Source organism: Streptomyces rubellomurinus (assembly GCF_000961885.1).
Taxonomy (GTDB): Bacteria; Actinomycetota; Actinomycetes; order Streptomycetales; family Streptomycetaceae; genus Kitasatospora; species Kitasatospora rubellomurina.
This window is the reverse complement of record NZ_JZKH01000055.1, coordinates 12,728-33,471: the sequence shown is the minus strand read 5'-3', so window position 1 is coordinate 33,471 and position 20,744 is coordinate 12,728. Positions and strand designations below refer to the sequence as shown.

The following is a 20,744-nucleotide window of genomic DNA, read 5'->3' as shown; positions in this document are numbered from 1 at the left end:
ACGTCGTTGCCCGCAATGGCCATACGAGATCGAACCATGTGGCCGAGAGGATCAGGAGCTGCTCCATGCCGGACGAGACCACACTGCATCCCGTCCGCTGGCCACCCGCCCCGATCACGACCGGGCGGCTCGTGCTCCGTGAGCCCGAGACCCGGGACCGTACGGCGTTCATCGAGCTGCTCGCCTCGCCGGAGGTACACACCTACCTCGGCGGCGCCCAGGCGCGTGACGAGCTCGAGCGCGAGATGCCCGAGGTGCCCGAGCGGTGGCCCGGGAGCTTCGTCGTTGAGCTCGAGGGGTCGATGATCGGCCAGATCCTGCTCAGGAGGTCACCGGGGGACCGTCGCCGGGCCGTCGCGGGGAAGGTCAGTCTCGGCTACCTGTTCCTTCCGAGGGCATGGGGATTCGGGTACGCCACCGAGGCGTGCGTGGCGGCACTGGACTGGCTCGCCGGTGCGCTTCCCGGCGAGCCAGTGGTGCTCGCCACCCAGAGCGCCAACGCCGCCTCGATGCGTCTCGCCGCGAAGCTGGGCTTCACCGAGGTGGAGCGGTTCGAGGCCTGGGAGGCCGAACAGTGGCTCGGCCTGCGGTCCCCCATCACGCCGTCCGGTTGAGCACGCGATCGACAGCGGATCAAGAAGCGGTGACGGCCAGGCCCGGCAGGGGCAACTTGACGGCCTTCTGCGGCGGCCAGGCCGCCTGGCAAGCCCGTAACCGTCCGGGCCAGGCGGCGGCCGCAACACGGGCAGAAGCCATTCCGCCTTCCGAGCCGGTCAGATCACGAACGGGCCTCGGACACCGAGGCGTTGGTGTTCGCCGCCACCGAGACCGCTCACTCGCCGACCAGTTGGTCGTCTTCATGGGATCCGGGGGCGAGACCGGCGTCGTCGCGGCCGACGTTACCGACTTCCTGTGGGTCCTCGTCGCCGGCACCGGCCCCTTGTGCTGTCCCCTTGACGGCGTCATCAGCGGCTGAGCGTCACAGCTCCTTCAACTGGTCGTCGAGGCGCTCACGGTTGCGTCCCCGGTTGAGGTAGTCGGCCCAGCCGGCCCATGCGGGATCCGCGAGGACTACAGGGGCGAGGTCCTGGAGGCTGTTCCGCTCGCGTCCGAGTAGTTCCCCGGTGAGCACGACGGCCACGAGCAGCGGCGTGCCGGCTGCGGCCATCGCCCGCTGCACGGTGGGCATATCGGCGCGCTCGAGCAGTTCGCGGTAGTGCGCGACCCATGGTTGCGACCACCACTGGCCCAGCTCCCGGGCGTCGGCTTCCTCGGTGCCGTGGAACGTCTGGGCGAGGGCGGCTGCCAGGCGCTGGACATACTCCGTGTCCGTACCGGGGATGTCGGGGTACTCCTGCGCGAAGTGCTCCCATTCCACGCTGTCCGCCAGGTCGGTGATGGTGGCGGGCCGCACGGGGTGCAGGGCGTAGTGTGGCTCGGCGGCGAGGAAGGCGTCGCGCAGCACCTCGTACCGCAGGCGGCAGGATTCGGCGAGCAGCACCGCGTCGTAGAGATCCTTGCCCTGCGGGTGCATGTCGGTGACCAGCCACATGATCTTCCAGGCCAGCGAGAGCTCCGGGGTGGCCGCGTTCAGCGTCGCGTCGGCGCAGAGCGGGAACGGCTCGGGTGCGAGCGGCAGCCGCTCGTTGAACACGAAGTCGAGTTGCACCACTCCGCCTGGCGTGCCGTCTGCCGTCCACGGCAGGACCAGGCGCCGGCCCGGGACCCGCTCGTAGGTCCAGATGTCCTCGCTGAGCGCATCGGCGGCCTCGAATCTCACCGGGCCCGCGCCGGCGGTCTGCTGGGCCGCGAGCGCGATGCCGTCCAGCATCGCCGTGGTCCGCTCCTCCTCGATCCGCCAATCCTGGGGTACGACGACGAAGTCCAGGTCTCCCGGCTCCCGGGCGTCGTCGCCGAACCACCCTTTGAGCAGCACACTGCCGCGCAGCACCAGGCAGTCGGCCCACTCGGATCTCGCGATGGCCGTCAGTACCAGATCCAGCGCCGTCCGCCGGGCGGCGTACCAGGCGGCGCCCGCCGCCGCGTCGGCGAACCGGGGGTCAGCGGCGCGGTAGGCGTTGGAATACTGTTTGAGCGCCGGATCGAAGATCGGCCGCTGCACCACTCCCTCCTCCCGCACCGGACGGAGCGTCAGCGGCACCCCGAGACCCGCACGCCGGCTGTTGTCCAGCTCGGTCCTCGGCACCTCGGAGGCCTGCCAACCGAAGGACTCCCATGTCGCGGTCATGTCTGCGGCCCCTCCCCTATCCACCCGTCGTCGACGGAGATGTTGCTGTCGTACACCACGAACTCCCGCTCCACGGAGGCGATCTCGTACCCAGCGCCGGACACCGCGCCGACCAACCGTTCCAGCCGCTCGCCGGCCGCGTGCAGACCAACGCCATAACAGCGCTGGGTCACGAACCGCTGCTGCCGACCGTCGTCCATAACTCGCCGCGCGTTCCACGACACATGGGCGCCATGGCCGCTGACCAGGGCTGCCATGGCCGCGTGGTCGAAATCCGGCGGCACGAGCACCTTGATGTGGTGCTCGAAGTGAACCTCCGGGCCGAGTCGTGCCGCCTGCACATCCGATTGCGGCACTCCGAGCGTCCAGGGCGCCGCCTCGATCTTCACACGAACCGGCTCAAAGCCCGACGCTCGGAGCTCGTCTGCCGCCGCCAGCGCCGCCAGCCGCTGCTCCGGCAAGGCGCCCGTCCCACGGAGCGTCACCATCGGTTGCGAGGTCATCCGCCCCCTCGCGAGCACGATGTGCACGAAGCCGACGCCTCTGTCCGCTGCCCACCGTTCCAGCCTGCGCACCGCCCCATCGCCCTCGCACTCGACGGTGACGTGTGTCTCGAACTCGCCGACGAGGTCCTCCGCGGTGATCGGACGCTCGGGTGTCCTGGGAACCAGCAGTGCCATGACCAAGATCTTCCCAACCACGGCTGTCCGAGGGAAGTCCATGAATCCCCAGGCTGCAGCCGCAGTCCGGCGGACACACCGGTGCCCTGGCGAGTTCGTGCGCCTGCCCCAGGCCGACCTGGCGAAGGCCCGGCATCTCACCCTCGGCCCGGCTCCGCCATCACCGCGGCCTTCCCCGAGACCCGCCTCCTGGCCGCGCCGGGGCCGGGTGAACGGAAGTCAGCGGGGCGGCACGGTCGCGAGCACCTGCTCGACGTCGGCCGGATCGCGGGCGAGGGCGGGTCGGGTCGGGCATGGGAGCGACGCTGGCGCTCCTTCCCGCGGCTGTTGGTGGTCCTGGTCGGCACGGCGGCAGCCGGAGTATGCGGCGCGGTGGCGGACCTGCGCCTGGCCGCCGAGGAGAACCCGGCCGTCGCCGAGTTGCTGCCGCCGTCCCAGCCGGCGCCGCCCGGATCGAGGACCTCATCCAGCGCGGCCCGTCCGCCCCCATCTGGCACCCGCTCGGCGGCAACGGGCGGGCGGGTGGACGGAGCTGTAGGCGGCGAGCGAGAGCCGCGGGCGGCCTGCCGCCAGCCGCCCCGGCCGCCCTCCTCCTCCCCCCTCCCGGCCGGTGGCGCGGCGAAGCGGGGCCGCCGGGCCACCACGCAGCGGACAACCACCGACGCAGTCGGCGCGCAGCACGGTAGATGGCCACACTTTTCGCGTTACCCGGCCAGTTGCTCAGTCGAGGTCAGCGGATGCCAGGACCACGGCGAGCACCACGTACGGGACGGCTGCCAGGCGCTGCTCGGCCATCATGCTCGGATCAGGCGCCGTGCCTGCTTCGTTCGGCGCCAGCAGAGCGGCACCGGTGGCCGTATCGACCGCGGCGTTCAGGACTTCGGCCGCCGTGAACTCCCCGCACGCCGCCAGCTCGCGCACCAGGACGGCGGCCTTTGCCGGGTCGCCGTGCCACAGTTCGGCGATCTCGTCACCGGCGCCTGCCAGGTCGATGACCGCGTCCTGCTCCGCGGTCGGCAGCGGAACGGGTCAGGACGATCCGGGCTCCTCCACGATCTCCTGTGCCGGCGCCAGCGCCACCCTCGCGGTGCTGGTCCGCTCGGACTGCTCCCGCTCTCGGGCGACTGTCGCCGGCCACCGGGCCTCGTCCTCGGCCTGGGCCGCCTCCAGCAGGGGGCGGCCGTGTGGCCGAGGTAGACCACCGGCAGGGGGTCCACCACGACCGCTTCGTGCCCGGGCGGCACGCGCTCGCCCTGGGCGACGTGAACGGGTACTGCGGGGGCCGGTCTGCGGCCTTGGGCGGGCAACCGCCCAAGGCCGCAGACGTTCAGTCGGCCTCCGGCTCGCGCTGAGGGCCGTCCTGGATGTTCAGCACCGAGTGGATGGCCTCGAACGCATCGTCCATGTCTGACCGGAGGTGAGCCGGCCGCTTCAGGCTCTGACCTCCATGGGTGTTGATCACCGACGTGGTCGGCGACGAGGCGTTCCGGCGGCAGGCCGTAGCCGGCAGCGGCCGCGGGGCCGAGGTCGGGCAGGTCGACGGCGGCGGCCCAGCAGGCGGGGTCGGCGGCCAGCGGCCCGGCGGCCGGCGCCAGGAGCAGTCCGGTGTCACCGGTCTCGATGACGGTGCCGCGGGCCAGGCCCGCCTCGGGCAGGAGCGACGATCGACCTCCACGACGGCTCCAGGTTCTTCATCAACCACGTCCGCGTCGGCGCCGGCCGCACTTGTTCCAACTCTCGTGACCAGGTTCCAACTAGCGTGTCACGGCTCAACGTCGCGCTTCGGCGGGGCTGTAGGTGGACGACAGATCCGGTGCTGACCCGACAGTTGGCGCGCTGGGTCACAGGGACTCGACCGACGCCCGGACCGTCGCTCGCACACTACAGCTCGCACTCGCAATCTATCGATCGCAGTCACACGCAGCCCGTGCACACAGCGACCCGATGGATCGTTTTCGGTCAGTTGTGAAGATTCTGAGATCCTGATCTATCAGGGAACTGATCACCGCCGCTAGGGTGCGGCGCATCCCCGCAGTTCCCCCCTTCCCGTGCCGCCCCGACAGCGGCGCGGGGACGACCGATCGGACCGGTGACGCCATGACCAGGATCCTCCGCCAACTGGCCACCCGCATGGGACGGGCGGCCGCCACGGTCGCCGTGGTCGCGGCCGCCCTCACCGGCACCGCCGCGGCCGGTACCGCCTCCGCCACCGGCGGCTGGAGCTGCTCCGGGGCGCCCGTCCCGAGCGGCTACGTCATCACCATGTACGACGCGGGCGGCTGCAACAACCACGGCGCGTGGTTCCAGCAGCCCGCCCAGAACCGGCTGTGGACCTGCTCCGGCTCGCCGATCGTCTCCGGCTACGTGCTGACCAACTACAACCCGCAGGGCTGCAGCGGCGTCGGCGCCTGGTTCCACGAGCAGGTCCGCAACGGCATCTGGACCTGCCCGTACTCGCCGATCCCGGCGGGCTACCGCAGCACCAGCTACGACGCCCGCGGCTGCAACGGCCTCGGCGCCTGGCTCACCATCAAGGCCTGAGCCGCTGCCCCGACTCCCGCGGGCCGGGCCGATGATCAGCCCGGCCCGCGGTGTCCCCCGATCAGGCCGTCGGCGGGCCGGCGGCCACGCAGAACTCGTTGCCCTCCGGGTCGGCCATCACCGCGTGGTGTCCGTCGAACTCCGCCAGCACCCGCCCGCCCGCCGCCACCAGCCGCGCGGCCTCCGCCGTGATCCGCGCCCAGCGATCGGCCGGACTGCCGTGACCCGGCACCCGGATGTCCATGTGCAGCCGGTTCTTCGCGCTCTTCGGCTCGGGGACCTCGAGGATGGACAGCCGGGGCCCGGCCCCCGCCGGGTCGCAGAGCCAGGCGCCGCCGTACGCCGAGTCGTCCTGCGGCAGGTCGAACTGCGCGAGCCACTCCTCGCGCGTCCGGAACGGGGCGGGCGGCGGCTCGTCCACGTACCCCAGGGCCGTCCTCCAGGAGGCGGCCAGGAGCGTCGCGTCCGCGCAGTCCAGGGTCAGGTCGATTCGGGCTGCCATGCCGGGAACGTACCGCGCGTCTGCGACAAGCGCCCCGACATCACCCCCGACATCCGCTGTCACACGCGGGCGCCACCGCCCGGGAATGTTCTTACACGCCTTTGTCATCGCTCTGCCGAACGCCTGACGGACCCCCGGCAAGGTCATCCCCACAACGACCGCAGGACGCCAGGAGGCACGAACGATGGCCACGAACACCAACACCGACGCGACCACCGACCCGACCACCGACCCCGCACCGAGCCGGTCCCGCGGCGGCGCCCTGGCCGCCGCCGCGCTGGCCGTCCTCGCCACGGTGCTCCCGCTCACCGCCCTCGCCCCCGCCCAGGCCACGCCCGCCGGCGCCGAGGGCAAGCCCGCCTGGTGCCCGACCGTCCCCGGGCACCAGGTCGACTGCAGCACGATGCGCCGCCCGCTGGTCGCCGACCAGCCCGGCCTGGGCACCATCGGTGTCAGCCACGCGGTGGTGCGCCACAGCCGCCCCGGCCCGGCCCTGGGCACCGTCGCACTCAACCCCGGCGGCCCCGGCGAGACCCTGATCGACCGCGCCGGGCAGGTGGCCACAGCGCTCCAGGGGGTGCTGGACGACTACGACCTGCTGCTTCTGGACCCGCGCGGCACCGGCCGCTCCGGCCGGCTGCCCTGCGACGTCACCGAGGCCGAGTACCGCTGGGCCCCGCGGGCCGAGCAGCGCGAACTCGTCGCCGGCTGCGCCGAGGAGCTCGGTCCGCGCGCCCGCGCCTACACCAGCGCCGCCACCGCAGACGACCTCGACGCCGCCCGCGAGCGCCTCGGCGCCCCCAAGCTGGTCCTCTACGGCCTGTCGTACGGCACCTACCTGATGCCGGTCTACGCCGACCGCCACCCCGAGCGGGTCGAGAAGATGGTGCTGTCCGGCGCCTACCCCGTCGCCTTCGACAGCCTGGCCCGGCCCGGCGCCCAGCAGGTCTCGCTGACGCTGCGCCGGATCTGCGAGCGCAGCGGGTCCTGCGCGCCGGACACCGTCGTGCACGACCTCGCCGCCGTCACCGAGCGGCTGCGCGCCCGACCGCTGAAGGTCACCGCCACGGTCGGCGGCGAGCGGCGCACCGTGCTGTTCACCGAGGACAAGCTCGCCAACCTGATGTACGAGCCCGCCACCCGCGGCATCGGCCTGTACCCCGGGGAGCCGGGGCTGCTCGGCGCCCTGCCCGCCGCCCTGCACGCCCTCGCCGCGGGCGACGAGCGAGCGCTGGCCGAGCTGGTGCGTGGCGAGGTCGAGGGCACCGGCACCGAGGACCAGGCCTCGTTCCTGGCCGTCACCTGCAACGACTACGTCCGCGCCTGGGACCCGGACGCCCCGCCGGCCGAGCGCCGCCGCCAGTACCGCGCCGCCCTGGCGGCCACCGACCCGGCCGACTTCGGGGCCTTCAGCGCCAAGGGGTGGGCCGAGGGCCAGACCGACGGCGGGGACAACTGCCTGGACTGGCCGCGCCGGGGCACCGCCCGCCCGCAGCCGACCGAGCTGAGGCACCTGCCCGACGTGCCCGTCCTGGTGCTCTCCGGGGACCTCGACACCAACACCCCCGAGGCCAACTCCCGCCAGTCGGCGGCCCAGTTCAGGCACAGCTCGTTCGTCTCGGTGCCCAACAGCGGACACCTCCCGGAGATGGAGTCCACCGGCTGCGCCGTGGCGATCTCCGGCCACTTCATCCGCACCGGCCGGGTCGGCGACACCTCCTGCCTGGTGCAGGTCCCGCCGGTCCGTGTTGTCCCCGTCCCGCGCTGAACCCACTGACCCCACTGACGAGCCGCCCCCGCCCGGCATGACCACGCCCGCCACCAGCGAAAATGACACCATGACAGATCCCACCGCCGCCCGGCGCACCGTCCTGGTCGTCGAGGACGACCCCGGTGTCCGCAGCACCCTTGAACACCTGCTCCGCTTCGAGGGCTACCGGGTGCTCACCACAGCCGACGGCCAGGAGGCCCTGGAACTCCTGGAGCACCGGCGCCCCGACCTCGCGGTGGTGGACGTGGTCATGCCCCGGCTCGACGGCCTCGCGCTCTGCCGGATGCTGCGCCGGCGCGGCGACCGGCTGCCCGTCCTCGTCCTCACCGCCCGCCACCAGCTCGGCGACCGGGTCGCCGGGCTGGACGCGGGCGCCGACGACTACCTCGCCAAGCCCTTCGCCACCGAGGAACTCCTGGCCCGGATACGAGCCCTGCTGCGCCGCACCGAGCCGATCGGCACCGAGAGCGCCGACCTCGGCCTGGACGACCTCGCCCTCGACCCGGCCGCCCGCCGGGCGCACCGCGGCGGGCGCCCGCTCGACCTCACCAAGACCGAGTTCGACCTGCTGGAACTGCTGCTGCGCAACCAGGGCACCGTGCTGACCCGCCACCAGATCTACGAACGGATCTGGGGCTACGACTTCGACACCGACTCGCGCTCGCTCGACGTCTACGTCGGCTACCTGCGCCGCAAGACCGAGGAGCACGGCGCACCTCGGTTGATCCACACCGTGCGCAACGTCGGCTACACCGCGAGGACTTCCTGATGCTGCGCGCCAGGATCGGCCTGGTCGTCCTCGCCTCCGTCCTGCTGGCGATCGCCGTGCCGGTCGTCGCCGCCTACCGTGGCGTCAGCACCCTGGTCGCCGAGCAGCTCGACCGGAGCCTGGCGGACCGGGCCGACACCGTGCTCACCGCCCTGGACCTCGGCCGCGCCCCCACCGCCCGGCCCGACACCGTCGAACAGCTGCTGGACCCCGACGGCACCGCCCGCCCGCTCACCCCGGGCGCGGCGGCGCTGCCGGTCTCCGAGCGGGCCCGGGAGGTGGCCCGCGCCGGGCGGGGCGCCCACCAGGAGGACACCGAGCTCGCCGGCACCCCGTACGGCGTGCTCACCAGGGCCCGCCCCGACGGGCGCGGCGCGGTGATGGTCGGCCAGACCTACGCCGGGGCGGAGGCCGTCGACGACGCCTTCCTGCGCCGCGTCACCTGGACCAGCGCCGCCGCGGCCGCCGGCTCCGCGCTGCTCAGCTGGCTCGTGCTGGGCCGCATCCTGCGCCCGGTTCGGCGGCTGGCCCACACCGCCGAGCACATCACCACCACCCGCGACCTGGCCACCCCGCTGCCCGCCGCAGGGCGGGACGAAGTCGGCCGCCTCACCCGCGCCTTCGAGTCGATGGTCGGCGCGCTGCGCCGCTCCCGGGAACAGCAGCAGCGCCTGGTACAGGACGCCAGCCACGAGCTGCGCACCCCGCTCACCTCAGTGCGCGGCTGCGCCGAGCTCCTCCAGCGGGCCCGCGGCCGGCTCGCCCCCGAGGACGAGGAGCAGATCCTCGGCACCCTGGTCACCGAGACCGTCGCGCTGGACGAACTCGTCGGCGAGCTGGTCGAGTTGGCCACCGACCAGTGGACCGCGGAGGATCCGGAGCCGGTCGACCTGCCGACCGTCGCCGGGGACAGCGCCCGCCGCTTCCGCCGCCGCACCGGCCGCGAGATCACCGTCACCGCCGAAGGCCCGGTGCCGGTGCTGGCCCGCCCTCGCGCACTGCAGCGCTGCGTGGACAACCTGGTCGGCAACGCCGTCAAGTTCAGCCCGGACGGCACCCCGGTGGAGATCCGCGTCACCGGCGCCCGGCTGGCCGTGCGCGACCACGGGCCCGGCATCGCCCCCGCCGACCGGCGGGCCGTCTTCGAGCGCTTCTACCGCGCGGTCGGCACCCAGTCCACCCCGGGCTCGGGGCTGGGCCTGGCCATCGTCCACGACCTGGTCGCCGCCGACCACGGCTCCGTGTTCGCCACCGCAGCCCCCTCCGGCGGCGCCGAGGTCGGCTTCCACCTGCCGGAGGCCCCACGCAACGGCTAGGAGTGCCTTGTCACGTGTTGCGCGGGGCCTGGGCAGGTCGGCGGTTCGGCCATTCGCCATAGGTGTGGCTCCGGACGAACTGGCAGTGCTACGAGATGAGTTGGAGGCGGCGCCGGTGTCCAGCGATAGCGCGGCCGAGCGCATCCACGACCTGCGCGGACGGGTGGCGTTCGCGGCCCTGTTCCAGCCGGGTGCAGTAGCCCGCGTTCACCTCCGCCGGTACGGCGACCTCTTCGCGGCGCAGCCGGCGACCCTGCGCACGCCATGGCTCGGCGTCCCGACCTCGTGCGGCTGCACGGCCGCACGGCGGGCCCGCAGGAACCCACCCAGCTGGTTGTCGGTCATGTGCCCAGGCCAGGCCGCGGGCCCGGCGAGGCGGCCGCCCGGGCGGCCATGCGGACCTGTTCGACCGGGAGACCTGGCTGGTCCAGCCCCTTCCCGGCGGCGCGGCGCTCGCGCTCGTCGGCGGCGGTCGATGGGAGGTCAATGGAATGCCAACGCGGCGATGGGTGCCTTCGATTGGTCGTTGCCGAGGTGGGGGAGCAGGTCAGTAAGGATGTCGGCGTCGGGGACACCGGAGGTGCGGTAGACCGCGATGGCGTGCCGGAGATGGGGGGTTGCCTGCTCGGGTTCGCCAAGGGCGAGCAGGGCGCGGCCGAGGATGTCGTGGTAGCGGGCGTGGGCGAAGGACTGTGGGCTCAGCGACTGGACGAGGGCGAACGCCTGGGTGGCGCAGGCGATGGCCTGGGTGGGGTTCCCGGTGGCCAGATGGGCGCGGGCGGAGTGGTTGAGGGAGATGATCTCGCTCTGGACCAGGCCGCTCGAGCGTAGGATCCTGATGCCGCGTTCGAAGTGAGGGATGGCGGCCTCGGGCCGACCTGAATCCAGCAGGGCCCGGCCGAGCTCATGGCGGGCGGTGCCCTCCAGCGGCAGATCCCGGAGGGTCTCGGAGATGCTGATGGCCTCGGTGAGGTCGGCGATGCCTTCTGCGGTTCGGCCCAGGGCCGCTCGGGACCGGCCCCGGCCGACAAGGGCCCAGACAGTGTCCTGGACGCAGCCGAGGCGCCGGGCGACCTCGAGGCTGCGGTCGGCGAGGTGTTCGGCGTCGGTGAATTCGCGGCGGTAGCGATGAGTCTGTGCACGCCGTTCCAGGGCACGGGAGACGATCGGGGAGTTGTCATCAGACAGGGCGATCGCCCGGTCGAGGTACGGCGTCGCCAAGTCGAGTTCCACCATGTCCACTGCCGCCATACCGGCGGTGAGATGGAGGACGGCGAGTTCGTCGTGGTCGGCTCGCTGGGCGGCCGGGCTGGTGAGCAGGCGGTCTGCGAGGTGGCGCATACGGTCGTTGCTGATGCCGTAGACCGTGAAGTCGGTGAGCATCAGGAGGGTCATGCAGGCGGCGCGGAAGACGGCCGGGTCGAGGGCGGTCCTGCTCTGGGCGGTGATCGCGGCGGCGTTCTCGAACTCCGCCAAGGTCCAGGTCACGGCTGCGGCCCGGTCAGGGAACTCGGCGCGCAGCAGGTGCGCCGGGCCGCCCGCCTGCGCCGGGTCGACCAGCCGGTCGACGATGTCGTTCGGAAGCACGGCTCGGTGGGCGGCGGCGAACAGCAGGCTCAGCTCGATCGTGGCACGGCGCAGGGCAGCCGTCCCCTCCTCGGCCCGGCCGGTGGAGGGAAGAGCCCGGGCGTAGGCTCGGACCAGGTCGTGGAAGCGGTACGCCCCAGGAGCCGGGGCTTCGAGCATGGCGGCATCGACGAGCTGCTCGCAGAGGTCCTCCGCTTGGGCGGTGGTGGTGTCGAGGGCCGCGGCGGCCAGGCGGACGCTCACGCGCGGGGCGTCGAGCACGGCGAGCAGCCGGAAGGCCCGCTCCTGAGCCGGTGTCAGCTGGGTGCGGCCGAGCTCGAAGCAGGTGGTGATCCGTAGGTCGTCCACGACGAGCTCGCCCATCACCGGACCCTCGGGGCCGGTGAGCCGGCCGACGAGGTCCGCCACCCGCCAGCGCGGGCGGGCGGCCAGGCGCGCGGCGGCGATCCGCAGGGAGAGGGGGTGGTAGGCGCAGGCCGCGGCCAGCCCGGCCACGTCGGCGCTCTCCCGCTCGGCCCGGTCGGGCCCGATCACCCGGGCGACGAACGCCGCCGCGTCCTCGGCCGGAAGCGGCTGGACCTCGACCCGTTCGGTGGCGGGCAGGCCGCCGAGCGGGCGCCGGGAGGTGACGACGACCGCAGTGCGGCCGCTGCCCGGGAGCAGCGGGCGTACCTGGGCGCTGTCGGCCGCGTTGTCCAGCAGGATGACCAGGTGCCGGCCGGCGAGCAGGGAGCGGTAGGCGGCGGCGCGTTCGTCCAGGGCGGTGGGGATGGTGTCGGGCGGGTGGCCCAGGGCGAGCAGGAAGGCGGCGAGGACGTCGGAGGGGTCGGCGGGGGTGTCGCCGGCGCCGCGCAGGTCGGCGTAGAGGTGCCCGTGCGGGAGATCGGGGACGAGGTGGTGCGCGGCGGCCAGGGCCAGGGCGGTCTTGCCCGCACCGCCCATACCGGAGATCACCACGACCGGGGTGCCGCGTCCGGTGCTGCGGAGGGCGGCGATCACGGTGGCGCGTTCGCGGGAGCGGCCGGTGAAGTCGGGGGGCGGGGCGGGAAGCTGCGCCGGGACGGGAGCGGCGGTGGGCGCCGGTCTCTGCTCGAGCGGGCCGGGCTGGAGGTCGGGGTCGGAGCGCAGGATCTGCTGGTGGAGGTGCTGGAGGCGTGGTCCGGGTTCGACGCCGAGTTCCTCGATCAGGGTCTGCCGGAGGTCGGTGTAGGCGTGGAGGGCGTCGGTGGGGCGGCCGCACCGGTAGAGGGCCAGCATCAGGAGTTCGTGGAGGCGTTCGCGCAGGGGGTGCTCCGCGACCAGGGCGGTGAGGCTCGCGGCGGCCCGGGCGGGTTCGCCGAGTGCGAGGTCGCAGGCAACGGCCTGCTCGGCCGCGTCGGTGCGGGCCTCCTCGAGCCGCCGGCGCTGGGCTGTCGCGTAGGGGCCGGGAAGTCCGGCGAGCGGCTCTCCGCGCCAGAGCGCGAGGGCACGGCCGAGCGTCTCGCGCGCCGCCTCCGGGGCGAGATTCCGTGCGGAGCCCGCCAATTCCTCGAACTCGGCCGCATCGAGAGCAGCGGAGGAGAGGTCCAGCCGGTAGCCGCCGGTGACGCTGCTCAGTACGGAGGAGTCCGCTCGGCTGCCGCGGCAGGGGTCGAGTTCCTTGCGCAGCCGGCCGATGTAGGTGCGCATCATACGAACAGCCTGTACCGGGGCGTCCTCCCCGCAGACGCCCGCGGCGAGCTCCTCGACCAGGACGGACTGCGGGGAACGCAGGGCCAGCATGGCCAGCACGGCCTGCGGCTGCGGCCCGCCGAGCACCAGCTCCCGCTCGCCGGCCCAGGCGCGCACGTCACCCAGCAGTTGGATTCTCAGCACAGTCCGGCCCCCGTACGGCAAAAATGTCGTCGCATTGTACGTGGGCGGAAATTCCGGGCACGTAGCGCAGTCGCCCCCAGAGCAAGCCGGCGGACTAACCCCCCACCCACGTGGCGGTGATGGTATTGAACAGACATTGATCAGGAATAAACACCGGCCAGGCAGTCTGCCGTCATGACCTCGACCGACCTCACCGCACCGACCCCGCACCCCTCGACAACCCACATCCTGGCAGGACCGGGACCGGCCCCTGCCCGCGCCTCGGCAGCCGGTGACCGCTCCGCCGAACGGCGTGTCCTCGCCTCCTCGATGGTAGGCAACGCCGGATACGGCCTGCTGAGCACCATCACCGTCCTGTACTACAGCGACTTCCTGCACCTGTCCGCCACCAGGATCGGCCTGACGCTGACTCTGGCGGGCCTGGCGGCGGCGCTCCTCGGCGTGCCGATCGGGCGCCTCGCCGACACCCGGATCCCCGCGCGCATCGGCGCCGGCGTCAGCTACCTGCTCCTGGCGGCCGCGGAGAGCCTGCTGACGGTGGTCCGCTCCTTCGCCCTGTTGGTCGTGGTCCTGACCGTCTCGGCCGGGTTCCAGATGCTCGCCCGGACGATGCGCCAGGTCACCGTGGCTGGGATCGGCGGCGAGCGGGCCGCCGAGTTCCGCGCCAAGGTGTCCGCCCGCGCCAACCTCGCGATGCTCGCGGGGATGGGCGCCAGCAGCCTGGTCATCGCCTACGACTCCCCGACCGTCTACCGCGCCGCCATCGCCGCCGCCTGCCTGTGCACCGCCGGGCAGGGACTGCTGATCCTCGCGGTCCCCGCCGAGGCCGTACCCGGCCCGGCCGCCCGCGACGCCTCGCCCGCCACTGCGGCCGGAACGGCTCCCTCACGCTGGCTGGTCTTCTCCGACCTGCCGTACATGGCGATCTGCGGGCTCTACGCGACCATGGCCATGGCCGAATGCGTCACCACCGTCGCCCTCCCGCTCTGGATCTCCCAGCACACCCAGGCCCCCACCTGGCTGATCGGCGCCTTCGGCATCACGAACGTCCTCACCGTGGGCCTGCTGCTCACCCGGGCGGGGCGGCTGATCGACACCCCGAGGAAGGCGGGGCGGGCGATGGCCGTGGGCGGGGCTCTCAACGGGGTGTTCCTGCTGCTGGTGATGCTGGCCTCGGGACGCTCGGTGGCCGGCGCCGTGGTGCTGCTCGCGGCGGGGGTGGTGGCCGGGGTCGCGGCCGAACTGTGCGTCATGCCGGCGGAGAACGAGCTGACTATGACGCTGGCACCCGCCCGGGTGCGGGGCCAGTACCTGGGGCTGTCCGAGACCGCGCTCACCGCCGCGCTGACTCTCGGGCCCTCGGTGGTGACCCTTGCCACGGTCGACGCGGGCCGGGCGGGCTGGATCGTCCTGGCCGGGGTGTTCGCCCTGGCCGGTGCCGCCGCGCCCGCCGCAGCGGCCCGGGCCGGCAGGCGCCGGGCGGCCGAGGACGAATGAACCCGCCTGGCCCGGAACGCCAGGTGCCCCCGACCGGACCGGTCGGGGGCACCTGGCAACCTGTCCCTCGTCAAGGGATCCCGTGCCTAGAGGATGCCGTAGCGCGCCATGGCGGAGTGCTCCTCTCTCATCGTCGGCCCGTTTCTGTCCCGGGCTCACGGACAGAGCATTCCGCGTGGAGATCAACAGGATCTCAACGGAAAGTCGACGACACTTCGCCGCGCGGGGCCCGCGTGCTGGGTGGCGTTGGCGAGCAGGTCGCCGGCGACGGCAGCCAGGTCGTCCAGCACGCCATCCCCACGCCCCAGCGCGCGGCGGCGAGCCGGATCGCCCTTCGCGCCGGCGGGATACAGGCCGTGCGCTCGGCGGGGTCGGGATCGGTCGCGCAGGCAACCAGGCGGTAGACCGCGCCGGGGCGCTCCCCTGGCCAGCCGGCGCTCACCGCGCGCCGTCCCGTCCGTGAGCGGTTCGGGCGGCGCTGCCGGTGGTGACCGGGGCGACGCCGTGCTCGGCCAGCGCGTCGCTCGCGCGTACCCGGTCGCGCGCGGTGGGCCCGATCATCGGCCGGGTGACCGTGACGACCGCGCCGATGCCGCCGGCGGCGGCCAGGCCGGTGACGTGCCGCCAGCCGGGTCGCTCCGCCAGCGGCTGCATCTCGTCGGTGTCGACGACCATCGCATCGAGCGTCCAGCCATCGGCCTTCGCTCGGCGCGCGCACCAGGCCGCGAACAGCTCGGCGGAGGCGGGGTCCGGGTCTGCGCAGACGTAGCCGACCGCCGCAGCCGGTCGGACCGGCACCAGCGGCGGCGGGCTGGGGCGGTGCGCTGCGCTCGTCACGGGCTGCTCCCTGCCGGTGCCGGGGGATGCGGCCTCGTGTCGGCACGGGGGAGCCGGACACGAGGCCGCGATGGTGGCGCCGCCCCATCCGTGAAAGGGTCGGATTGTCCGGCCGGTCAGCGGCGGGCGACGAGACGACGGTAGGGGCCGGCTGTCACAGCCTCCAACGAGGTTGCGCCATCTTGCACGTTGTCACCCGAGAGCGGTGATCGCGGCGGCGATCAGCTGACGGGCTTCCGCTCCGTGGACGGCCATGGAGGCCAGAGCGGTGAAGGTGCGCAGGTAGTCGGCGATCTCGCGCGGTTGGGTGATCCGCAGGTAGCCGGAGGTCAGCTCGACGGCCACCTCGGCCTCGTCGAACGTGTAGAAGTCCTCCACCGGAAGGTGCGCCCGCGACGACCTGGTGGGGATGACGCCGACGCTGACGAAAGGGCTGGAGGAGACGGCGATCAGGTGGCCGAGCTGGGCCGCCATCGTCTCCTCATCGCATACCGCGGCACGCAGCACCCACTCCTCGATGAGCAGCCCGAAGCGGTGGCGGCCGGAGAAGAGCATCCGCTGGCGTTCCAAGCGGGCCTCGACTGCGTCGTCGACGTCGTCTACCTCGACGCGTGCGCGCTGGATCGAGCGCAGGACGGCGGTGGTGTACTCGGGGGATCTGCACCATGCCGGGGATGACGCGGCTGGCATAGACCCGGAACAAGCCGGTACGGCGATAGAGAGCCGCGACGGATTCCTGGGCGGCGCGCAGCCCGGTGCGCTCCATGCGGCGCCACTCGGTGTACATGGAGTCGACCGCGCGGGCTGCGGCGATGAGCTCCGGGGCCTGGTCGCCGGCGCCGCAGGCGGTACACCAGGTGCGCAGGTCGTCCTCGGAGGGAGCGGATTTGCCGCTCTGGATCCGGGAGGTCTTCGCCGGGTGCCACCCGCAGCGGGCGGAGAGCTCGTCGCCGGTCAGGCCTGCGTCCTTGCGCAGGCCGACCAGGCGGCCTGCGAGGGCCTTGCGCGCCTCGATGACGCTGGACGACGGGGATGACGACATGGTGCTGGCTGTCCGGCGGGTGGTGGTGGACGGGTTGGTCAGACGGCGTACCGGGCGTGCGGGATCGCGCGGTCCCAGACCGCCTCGAAGGCGGTGGTCACCATCTTCACGACGGCCGGGTCCTCGGTGGTCTCGTGGCCGGCCCACTCGCCGTCACCAGTGAACCAGTGGAACAGGACCAGGCGGTCGTCGACCAGCCACAGGTCGTTGCCCGGCAGCGGGAGGTCGGAGGCCTTCGAGCGGGGCAGCCAGCGGACCTGCTCGCCGAGCGCGACGTTGTGCCGTTCGGTGATCGCGTGCTCCCACCGGATGTAGGCGGTCACCGGTTCCGAGACGATCCTCGCCCGGCGCATCACCACCCCACGGCCGACCGTCTCCCGTACCAGGGCGGCCCAGTCGGTGTACTCCTCAGGCAAGTCGTACGCCTCGGGCCGGTCGACCGGAAGACCGGCACGCCAGTCGGCGAACACCGGGTCGTCCATGTAGGAGTCGCGCATCTCCAGATGACAGGCTGAGCGCTCAGCACTCCTCAGCAGGGCGCCAAAGTCCGGCACGCTCGGCTTCATCGCACACCTTTCGCAGGAACGGGATCATCCGGACCGGGATCCGGACGACGCCCTCGTGGTCCGGGACGCCGGTGGCGTGGCCCTCCACCCACTCGGTCTCGCTGATCACGCGGTACATCTCCATGTCGGGCAGCCAGCCCTGAATGACGATCTCCGCCTTCTCGTCCTCCAACCACACGGTCGGAGACCCGCCGTTGGGCGTGTCCGGATCGATGCCCCTGAACCGTAGAGCCATGACCGCTCCTTGTGCCAAGCCGGTTGCGGACCCTTGCGCCCACCACCGTTCCGCTCGAATGACGAGTCGTCAAGTGCCCTCTACGCCCTCGCCCCCGTCCTCGCGCTGCCGGCCGAACACCGCACCGCCCCTCTGCACCGCCGGCTGCGCGACCTCGCCCGCGACGCCGCCGCCTCCCCCATGGGCGACAGTGCCGCCGGGCGCACCCTTCAAGGCGCCGTCGAGACCGCCATCCGCGAGGCCACCCTCGCCCTCTCCCCTCCCGCCCCGACCAGTGCTTGGATCAGCGACCATGACTGACACCCCCTCGCACATGGCCGACCACTGGTGGTGGCGGCCCGGCTGGACCACCGGTACCCGCTGGTACACCTGGCACCTGACGTTCGACGGCGCCAACGACCTGCACCGCCTCGCCGCCGACTACCGCCACGCCCTCGACGACGTGCCCAGCCTCGACCTCGTCCCTGACCGCTGGCTCCACCTCACGATGCAGGGCCTCGGCCCGACCACCGAGGTGAGCGAGGACGACGCCCGCGCCATCGCCGACGCCGCCGGTCGCCACCTCGCGAAGATCCCCGCCTTCGACCTCGCGCTCGGGCCCGCGATCGTCACCCCCGAGGCCCTGCTCCTGACCGTCACCCCGGCCGAGCCCGTCCACGCCGTTCGCACGGCCATCCGAGCCGCGATCGCCGACGTCTGGCCGACCGTCCCCGAGAACGCCGCCGGCTTCAGGCCGCACGTCTCCGTCGCCTACTCCAACGCCGCCGGCCCCGCCCGACCCGCCGCCGACGCCCTCGCCAGCGTCACCACCCACCCCGCCACCGCCCGCATCACCGCCGCCGAACTCATCGTCCTCGGCCGCGACCGGCGGATGTACGAGTGGGAGACCGCCGCCCGCGTCCCCCTCGGCTGATCCCCCGAACGCGCCACGGCCGTCCGGTGCCAGGCGTTCCCGCGGTGAAGGGCCCGAAGACCTCTCGAAGCCCTTCGCCGTGAACCAGGCAGGGTTGAGGGACAACGGACCGAAGACGCTGCCAAGACCACGTCATGGCCCTTTGGGCTGGCCTTCCCTGTTTCCGCCGGGGCCCAGCTATAGCGCCGGGTCCCGGGGCGGCGCGGTACCGGCCGCAGCTCATCCCTCGTTGTCCTCCAGGCTCCGCAGTCGCCCGACCTTCTCGGGCGCCGCCTCACCGAGCCAGCGCCAGCCCTCTGCGTATGCCCGCGACTGCGCACCCACCGCGTCCAGGCGCTGTTGGTCTCCCGAGCGCCAATCGTCCAGGAGCCGGCGGCTGTACCCCTCGCTCGCCACCACCCGCCCACGAAGGGCTACGCGAAGGCCAGGCTGTTGAGTTCGGCGACATGGGCAAGGCGCCTCGGATCTGCGCTTCGGCCCCATCGGAGGTTGGAGTAGTCGATCTCTTGCCCAGTCTCGGGCACCTTGAAGTTGAGGCAGCACCCGTCCCGTCGACTGGACCTGCAGCCGCACCAGCCCCGCTCCAGCTGCCACCCGAGGCTTCGATTGAACACCTCGACGAGTTGGTCGCACGCCGGGCCGTCCGTCGTTTCGACCCGCAGGCTGTGCCCGCTGGTCCAGGCATCGGTGGCGTTGATCTCCCCTGGGCCTGCGGTCGCCCGGATCCGGCGCAGCAGCGGGGATGCGAGTCGGGCGTCGTCGGCGCTGTACTTCTGTGAGGAGGTGTGGGCTGCTTTCTCGAGGTCGGTCCAGTCCGATTCGGTGGCGAGGATGTCGCGCCGCGACTGTGCGTTGGCGGAGATGCGGGTCCACCATCGGGTGTTGAAGCCGGTGAGCCGAACTTCGGCGTCGTGGCCGGGGCGGTACAGGGTGATGGCTCTTGGCCCGACGCGGTAGCGGAGGCCGGGAAGCCCGCCGATCTGGTCTTCGGGGTAGCCGGTGACACGGGAGTGCCGCTCGGGCAGGAGGTGGTCGGCCCAGTGGTGGATGACGTAGGGCTCGTCCAGGAGTCGGATCGTCAGCTGTGTGGTGCTCTTCGGCTGGACCTTGAGGATGCCGGCGGGGTGGGCGGACAGGCCGCCGATCTTGCAGGTCTTCAAGAAAATCCCGGCCTCGAGGTCGGCCTGCTCCCGGCTGGCCTCTGGAATCGACTGCACGTCGTGGCCGGCTTCCATCATCGCCAGCAGCGACCGGTGGGACTCGCCGGTGAGGAGGCGGCGCTCGGCTGTGAGGGCCAGGTCGGAGGGGTGCTCGGTCATGGTCACATTCCCGTGCCGGTATCACCCCCGAGTTCCGGCACTACGGATCGCGTGACGTCAAACGACCATCGTCGAAGGTGAGCTTAGGGCCGGTCCTCGGCAGCAGGACTCGGGGGAAGTCGGCGGCTGCGCGGCCGGGCGCTCACTGGCCCGATCAGATTCAAGGACACCGCGCTGGGGGTGGTCAAACCGCCGCGCCCAACCGTCCGGTCGAAGACGCGCCTGCTGCATTGGGGCCGCAATCGAGGCGGGCAGGTGTCGAGGCAGGCCCTCGGAGGCCTGTCCCGGTCGGCTGAAGTTGTTCCGCGATCGGACGTTGAGCGCAGCGGGACTGCGGCCAGGCAAGATGCCGATCACCTATCTGGGGGAAAACGGGCTGCGCCTGAAGGTGTTCCGTCGCAAGGGTCTCTACCTTCACAGCCATGATTCCCAGCCAAGACGGGCAGCCCGTCCCTACGTTCCTGACCTCGGCCCTCGACTACCACGTCGTCAAGGCGATGAAGTTCCTGCACCGCTCCATGGAGGAAGGCCGATACGCGGCCACGGGCTCCGGCAACAGCGTGCAGGAGTGGCACCGGCTCGTCGGGTATGCGTGGACAGACCTGCTTCAGTACGGTGACTTGTTCCGCGGCGCCATGGCGCTGCGGATGCAGGCCATCGGCTACTCCACCGAGATGATCGCTCGATACCTCCAGGTGGAGCCCGGTCAGGTTCCGAAGCTGATCAGCGAAGACGCTCAGGAGCTGTACGACGGCCTGACCGGCTCGTCGTCTTCCGGCCACGACGATGTGTGGGGCGTCGTGGGCAGGGCTATCGGCAGAGGTGAACTGGAGCAGGCCACGCGTGACCGGGCCGAGGTGGTGCTGGCCGCGCTGTTCCACAACCCCGGGGATCCTGACGCCCTCGACTACCTTCCGACGCATCTGCAGGACCTGGTCCGTGAGGTTACCGCCGTCCTCGACAAGGCTGCCGGCGCAAGGCACCCGGAGGGCGCCGAAGCCCTCAGCATGTGACAGCAGCTCCCCGACGTCGCTCACGCGTCGATGGGCGGTCTTTACCGCGTAAAG

General features: G+C 72.4%; 19 protein-coding genes and 2 pseudogenes. 9 read left to right on the top strand and 12 right to left on the bottom strand.

Features of this window, described 5'->3' with window-relative positions; genetic code table 11:
• The first annotated feature begins 65 nt into the window (after positions 1 to 65).
• Complete coding sequence (locus VM95_RS24210) at positions 66 to 614, top strand: GNAT family N-acetyltransferase (RefSeq protein ID WP_045700199.1); 549 nt, start codon at positions 66 to 68, stop codon at positions 612 to 614.
• A gap of 365 nt (positions 615 to 979) precedes the next feature.
• On the opposite strand, the gene VM95_RS24205 is transcribed toward VM95_RS24210, so the two are convergent.
• The 3 genes from VM95_RS24205 to VM95_RS39040 all read right to left on the bottom strand — a co-directional run bounded on the left by VM95_RS24205 (position 980) and on the right by VM95_RS39040 (position 3,849).
• Positions 980 to 2,248: a nucleotidyl transferase AbiEii/AbiGii toxin family protein gene (locus VM95_RS24205; protein ID WP_063773553.1), complete on the bottom strand. Its 1,269-nt coding sequence runs from the start codon at positions 2,246 to 2,248 to the stop codon at positions 980 to 982.
• On the bottom strand, positions 2,245 to 2,928 hold the full coding sequence (locus VM95_RS24200; RefSeq protein ID WP_052707542.1) for a hypothetical protein: 684 nt from the start codon (positions 2,926 to 2,928) through the stop codon (positions 2,245 to 2,247). The genes VM95_RS24205 and VM95_RS24200 overlap by 4 nt, the downstream gene beginning before the upstream one ends.
• Before the next feature lie 720 nt (positions 2,929 to 3,648).
• A complete protein-coding gene (locus VM95_RS39040) occupies positions 3,649 to 3,849 on the bottom strand; it encodes a hypothetical protein (protein WP_052707537.1) in 201 nt (66 codons plus the stop codon).
• A 1,176-nt stretch (positions 3,850 to 5,025) separates the two neighbouring features.
• Between VM95_RS39040 and VM95_RS24190 the strand changes: the two genes are divergently transcribed.
• Positions 5,026 to 5,469, top strand: coding sequence for a hypothetical protein (locus VM95_RS24190; protein WP_045700178.1), 444 nt, complete (start codon positions 5,026 to 5,028; stop codon positions 5,467 to 5,469).
• Between the two features lie 61 nt (positions 5,470 to 5,530).
• On the opposite strand, the gene VM95_RS24185 is transcribed toward VM95_RS24190, so the two are convergent.
• Positions 5,531 to 5,971: a VOC family protein gene (locus tag VM95_RS24185; protein ID WP_045700177.1), complete on the bottom strand. Its 441-nt coding sequence runs from the start codon at positions 5,969 to 5,971 to the stop codon at positions 5,531 to 5,533.
• Positions 5,972 to 6,155: 184 nt separating this feature from the next.
• Here VM95_RS24185 and VM95_RS24180 point away from each other — a divergent pair, with 184 nt between their 5' ends.
• The 3 genes from VM95_RS24180 to VM95_RS24170 all read left to right on the top strand — a co-directional run bounded on the left by VM95_RS24180 (position 6,156) and on the right by VM95_RS24170 (position 9,827).
• Positions 6,156 to 7,739: an alpha/beta fold hydrolase gene (locus VM95_RS24180; RefSeq protein ID WP_078860454.1), complete on the top strand. Its 1,584-nt coding sequence runs from the start codon at positions 6,156 to 6,158 to the stop codon at positions 7,737 to 7,739.
• A gap of 70 nt (positions 7,740 to 7,809) precedes the next feature.
• The gene (locus VM95_RS24175) at positions 7,810 to 8,511 is read left to right on the top strand and encodes a response regulator transcription factor (protein ID WP_045700176.1); all 702 of its coding nucleotides are present in this window, start codon (positions 7,810 to 7,812) and stop codon (positions 8,509 to 8,511) included.
• Positions 8,511 to 9,827, top strand: coding sequence for a sensor histidine kinase (locus VM95_RS24170; protein ID WP_045700175.1), 1,317 nt, complete (start codon positions 8,511 to 8,513; stop codon positions 9,825 to 9,827). Before VM95_RS24175 ends, VM95_RS24170 begins: the two co-directional genes overlap by 1 nt.
• 124 nt (positions 9,828 to 9,951) lie before the next feature.
• Here VM95_RS24170 and VM95_RS44620 read toward each other — a convergent pair.
• Positions 9,952 to 10,172, bottom strand: a pseudogene (locus tag VM95_RS44620) (helix-turn-helix domain-containing protein); the annotation flags it as partial.
• Positions 10,173 to 10,310: 138 nt separating this feature from the next.
• Entirely contained in the window at positions 10,311 to 13,268 is a 2,958-nt protein-coding gene (locus tag VM95_RS24165; protein ID WP_157882186.1) for an AfsR/SARP family transcriptional regulator, read from the bottom strand.
• Positions 13,269 to 13,442: 174 nt separating this feature from the next.
• Between VM95_RS24165 and VM95_RS39035 the strand changes: the two genes are divergently transcribed.
• On the top strand, positions 13,443 to 14,765 hold the full coding sequence (locus VM95_RS39035) for an MFS transporter (protein ID WP_078860452.1): 1,323 nt from the start codon (positions 13,443 to 13,445) through the stop codon (positions 14,763 to 14,765).
• Between the two features lie 438 nt (positions 14,766 to 15,203).
• Here the strand turns inward: VM95_RS39035 and VM95_RS24155 are convergent, their stop codons facing one another.
• The 5 genes and pseudogenes from VM95_RS24155 to VM95_RS24140 form a co-directional block, all read right to left on the bottom strand.
• Positions 15,204 to 15,602, bottom strand: a complete 399-nt coding sequence (locus VM95_RS24155) for a hypothetical protein (protein WP_157882185.1) — start codon at positions 15,600 to 15,602, stop codon at positions 15,204 to 15,206.
• Between the two features lie 192 nt (positions 15,603 to 15,794).
• Positions 15,795 to 16,292: a Scr1 family TA system antitoxin-like transcriptional regulator gene (locus VM95_RS45690; protein ID WP_425265350.1), complete on the bottom strand. Its 498-nt coding sequence runs from the start codon at positions 16,290 to 16,292 to the stop codon at positions 15,795 to 15,797.
• A gap of 196 nt (positions 16,293 to 16,488) precedes the next feature.
• Positions 16,489 to 16,644, bottom strand: a pseudogene (locus VM95_RS45685) (transcriptional regulator); the annotation flags it as partial.
• 38 nt (positions 16,645 to 16,682) lie between these two features.
• Positions 16,683 to 17,210: a DUF6879 family protein gene (locus VM95_RS24145; RefSeq protein WP_063773552.1), complete on the bottom strand. Its 528-nt coding sequence runs from the start codon at positions 17,208 to 17,210 to the stop codon at positions 16,683 to 16,685.
• Positions 17,164 to 17,445, bottom strand: a complete 282-nt coding sequence (locus VM95_RS24140) for a hypothetical protein (protein ID WP_045700171.1) — start codon at positions 17,443 to 17,445, stop codon at positions 17,164 to 17,166. Before VM95_RS24140 ends, VM95_RS24145 begins: the two co-directional genes overlap by 47 nt.
• Positions 17,446 to 17,478: 33 nt before the next feature.
• Here VM95_RS24140 and VM95_RS42720 point away from each other — a divergent pair, with 33 nt between their 5' ends.
• Positions 17,479 to 17,745, top strand: coding sequence for a hypothetical protein (locus VM95_RS42720; RefSeq protein ID WP_157882184.1), 267 nt, complete (start codon positions 17,479 to 17,481; stop codon positions 17,743 to 17,745).
• A complete protein-coding gene (locus VM95_RS24130; RefSeq protein WP_244178925.1) occupies positions 17,738 to 18,358 on the top strand; it encodes a 2'-5' RNA ligase family protein in 621 nt (206 codons plus the stop codon). Before VM95_RS42720 ends, VM95_RS24130 begins: the two co-directional genes overlap by 8 nt.
• A gap of 413 nt (positions 18,359 to 18,771) precedes the next feature.
• On the opposite strand, the gene VM95_RS24120 is transcribed toward VM95_RS24130, so the two are convergent.
• Positions 18,772 to 19,677 (bottom strand): hypothetical protein, encoded by a 906-nt coding sequence (locus VM95_RS24120; RefSeq protein ID WP_045700167.1) that lies wholly within the window; start codon positions 19,675 to 19,677, stop codon positions 18,772 to 18,774.
• A gap of 422 nt (positions 19,678 to 20,099) precedes the next feature.
• On the opposite strand from VM95_RS24120, the gene VM95_RS24115 reads away from it, so the two are divergent.
• Positions 20,100 to 20,690, top strand: coding sequence for a hypothetical protein (locus VM95_RS24115; RefSeq protein ID WP_045700166.1), 591 nt, complete (start codon positions 20,100 to 20,102; stop codon positions 20,688 to 20,690).
• The last annotated feature ends 54 nt before the right edge of the window (positions 20,691 to 20,744 follow it).

Bases quoted from the DNA above. Each gene is read 5' to 3' on its own strand.
- VM95_RS24205 (WP_063773553.1), bottom strand. From the start codon at position 2,248: ATGACCGCGACATGGGAGTCCTTCGGTTGGCAGGCCTCCGAGGTGCCG.
- VM95_RS24185 (WP_045700177.1), bottom strand. From the start codon at position 5,971: ATGGCAGCCCGAATCGACCTGACCCTGGACTGCGCGGACGCGACGCTC.
- VM95_RS24120 (WP_045700167.1), bottom strand. From the start codon at position 19,677: ATGACCGAGCACCCCTCCGACCTGGCCCTCACAGCCGAGCGCCGCCTC.
- VM95_RS24175 (WP_045700176.1), top strand. From the start codon at position 7,810: ATGACAGATCCCACCGCCGCCCGGCGCACCGTCCTGGTCGTCGAGGAC.
- VM95_RS24115 (WP_045700166.1), top strand. From the start codon at position 20,100: ATGATTCCCAGCCAAGACGGGCAGCCCGTCCCTACGTTCCTGACCTCG.
- VM95_RS24180 (WP_078860454.1), top strand. From the start codon at position 6,156: ATGGCCACGAACACCAACACCGACGCGACCACCGACCCGACCACCGAC.
- VM95_RS24190 (WP_045700178.1), top strand. From the start codon at position 5,026: ATGACCAGGATCCTCCGCCAACTGGCCACCCGCATGGGACGGGCGGCC.
- VM95_RS24145 (WP_063773552.1), bottom strand. From the start codon at position 17,210: ATGAAGCCGAGCGTGCCGGACTTTGGCGCCCTGCTGAGGAGTGCTGAG.
- VM95_RS24140 (WP_045700171.1), bottom strand. From the start codon at position 17,445: ATGGCTCTACGGTTCAGGGGCATCGATCCGGACACGCCCAACGGCGGG.
- VM95_RS24210 (WP_045700199.1), top strand. From the start codon at position 66: ATGCCGGACGAGACCACACTGCATCCCGTCCGCTGGCCACCCGCCCCG.
- VM95_RS45690 (WP_425265350.1), bottom strand. From the start codon at position 16,292: ATGCCAGCCGCGTCATCCCCGGCATGGTGCAGATCCCCCGAGTACACC.
- VM95_RS39035 (WP_078860452.1), top strand. From the start codon at position 13,443: ATGACCTCGACCGACCTCACCGCACCGACCCCGCACCCCTCGACAACC.
- VM95_RS24170 (WP_045700175.1), top strand. From the start codon at position 8,511: ATGCTGCGCGCCAGGATCGGCCTGGTCGTCCTCGCCTCCGTCCTGCTG.
- VM95_RS24200 (WP_052707542.1), bottom strand. From the start codon at position 2,928: ATGGCACTGCTGGTTCCCAGGACACCCGAGCGTCCGATCACCGCGGAG.
- VM95_RS24130 (WP_244178925.1), top strand. From the start codon at position 17,738: ATGACTGACACCCCCTCGCACATGGCCGACCACTGGTGGTGGCGGCCC.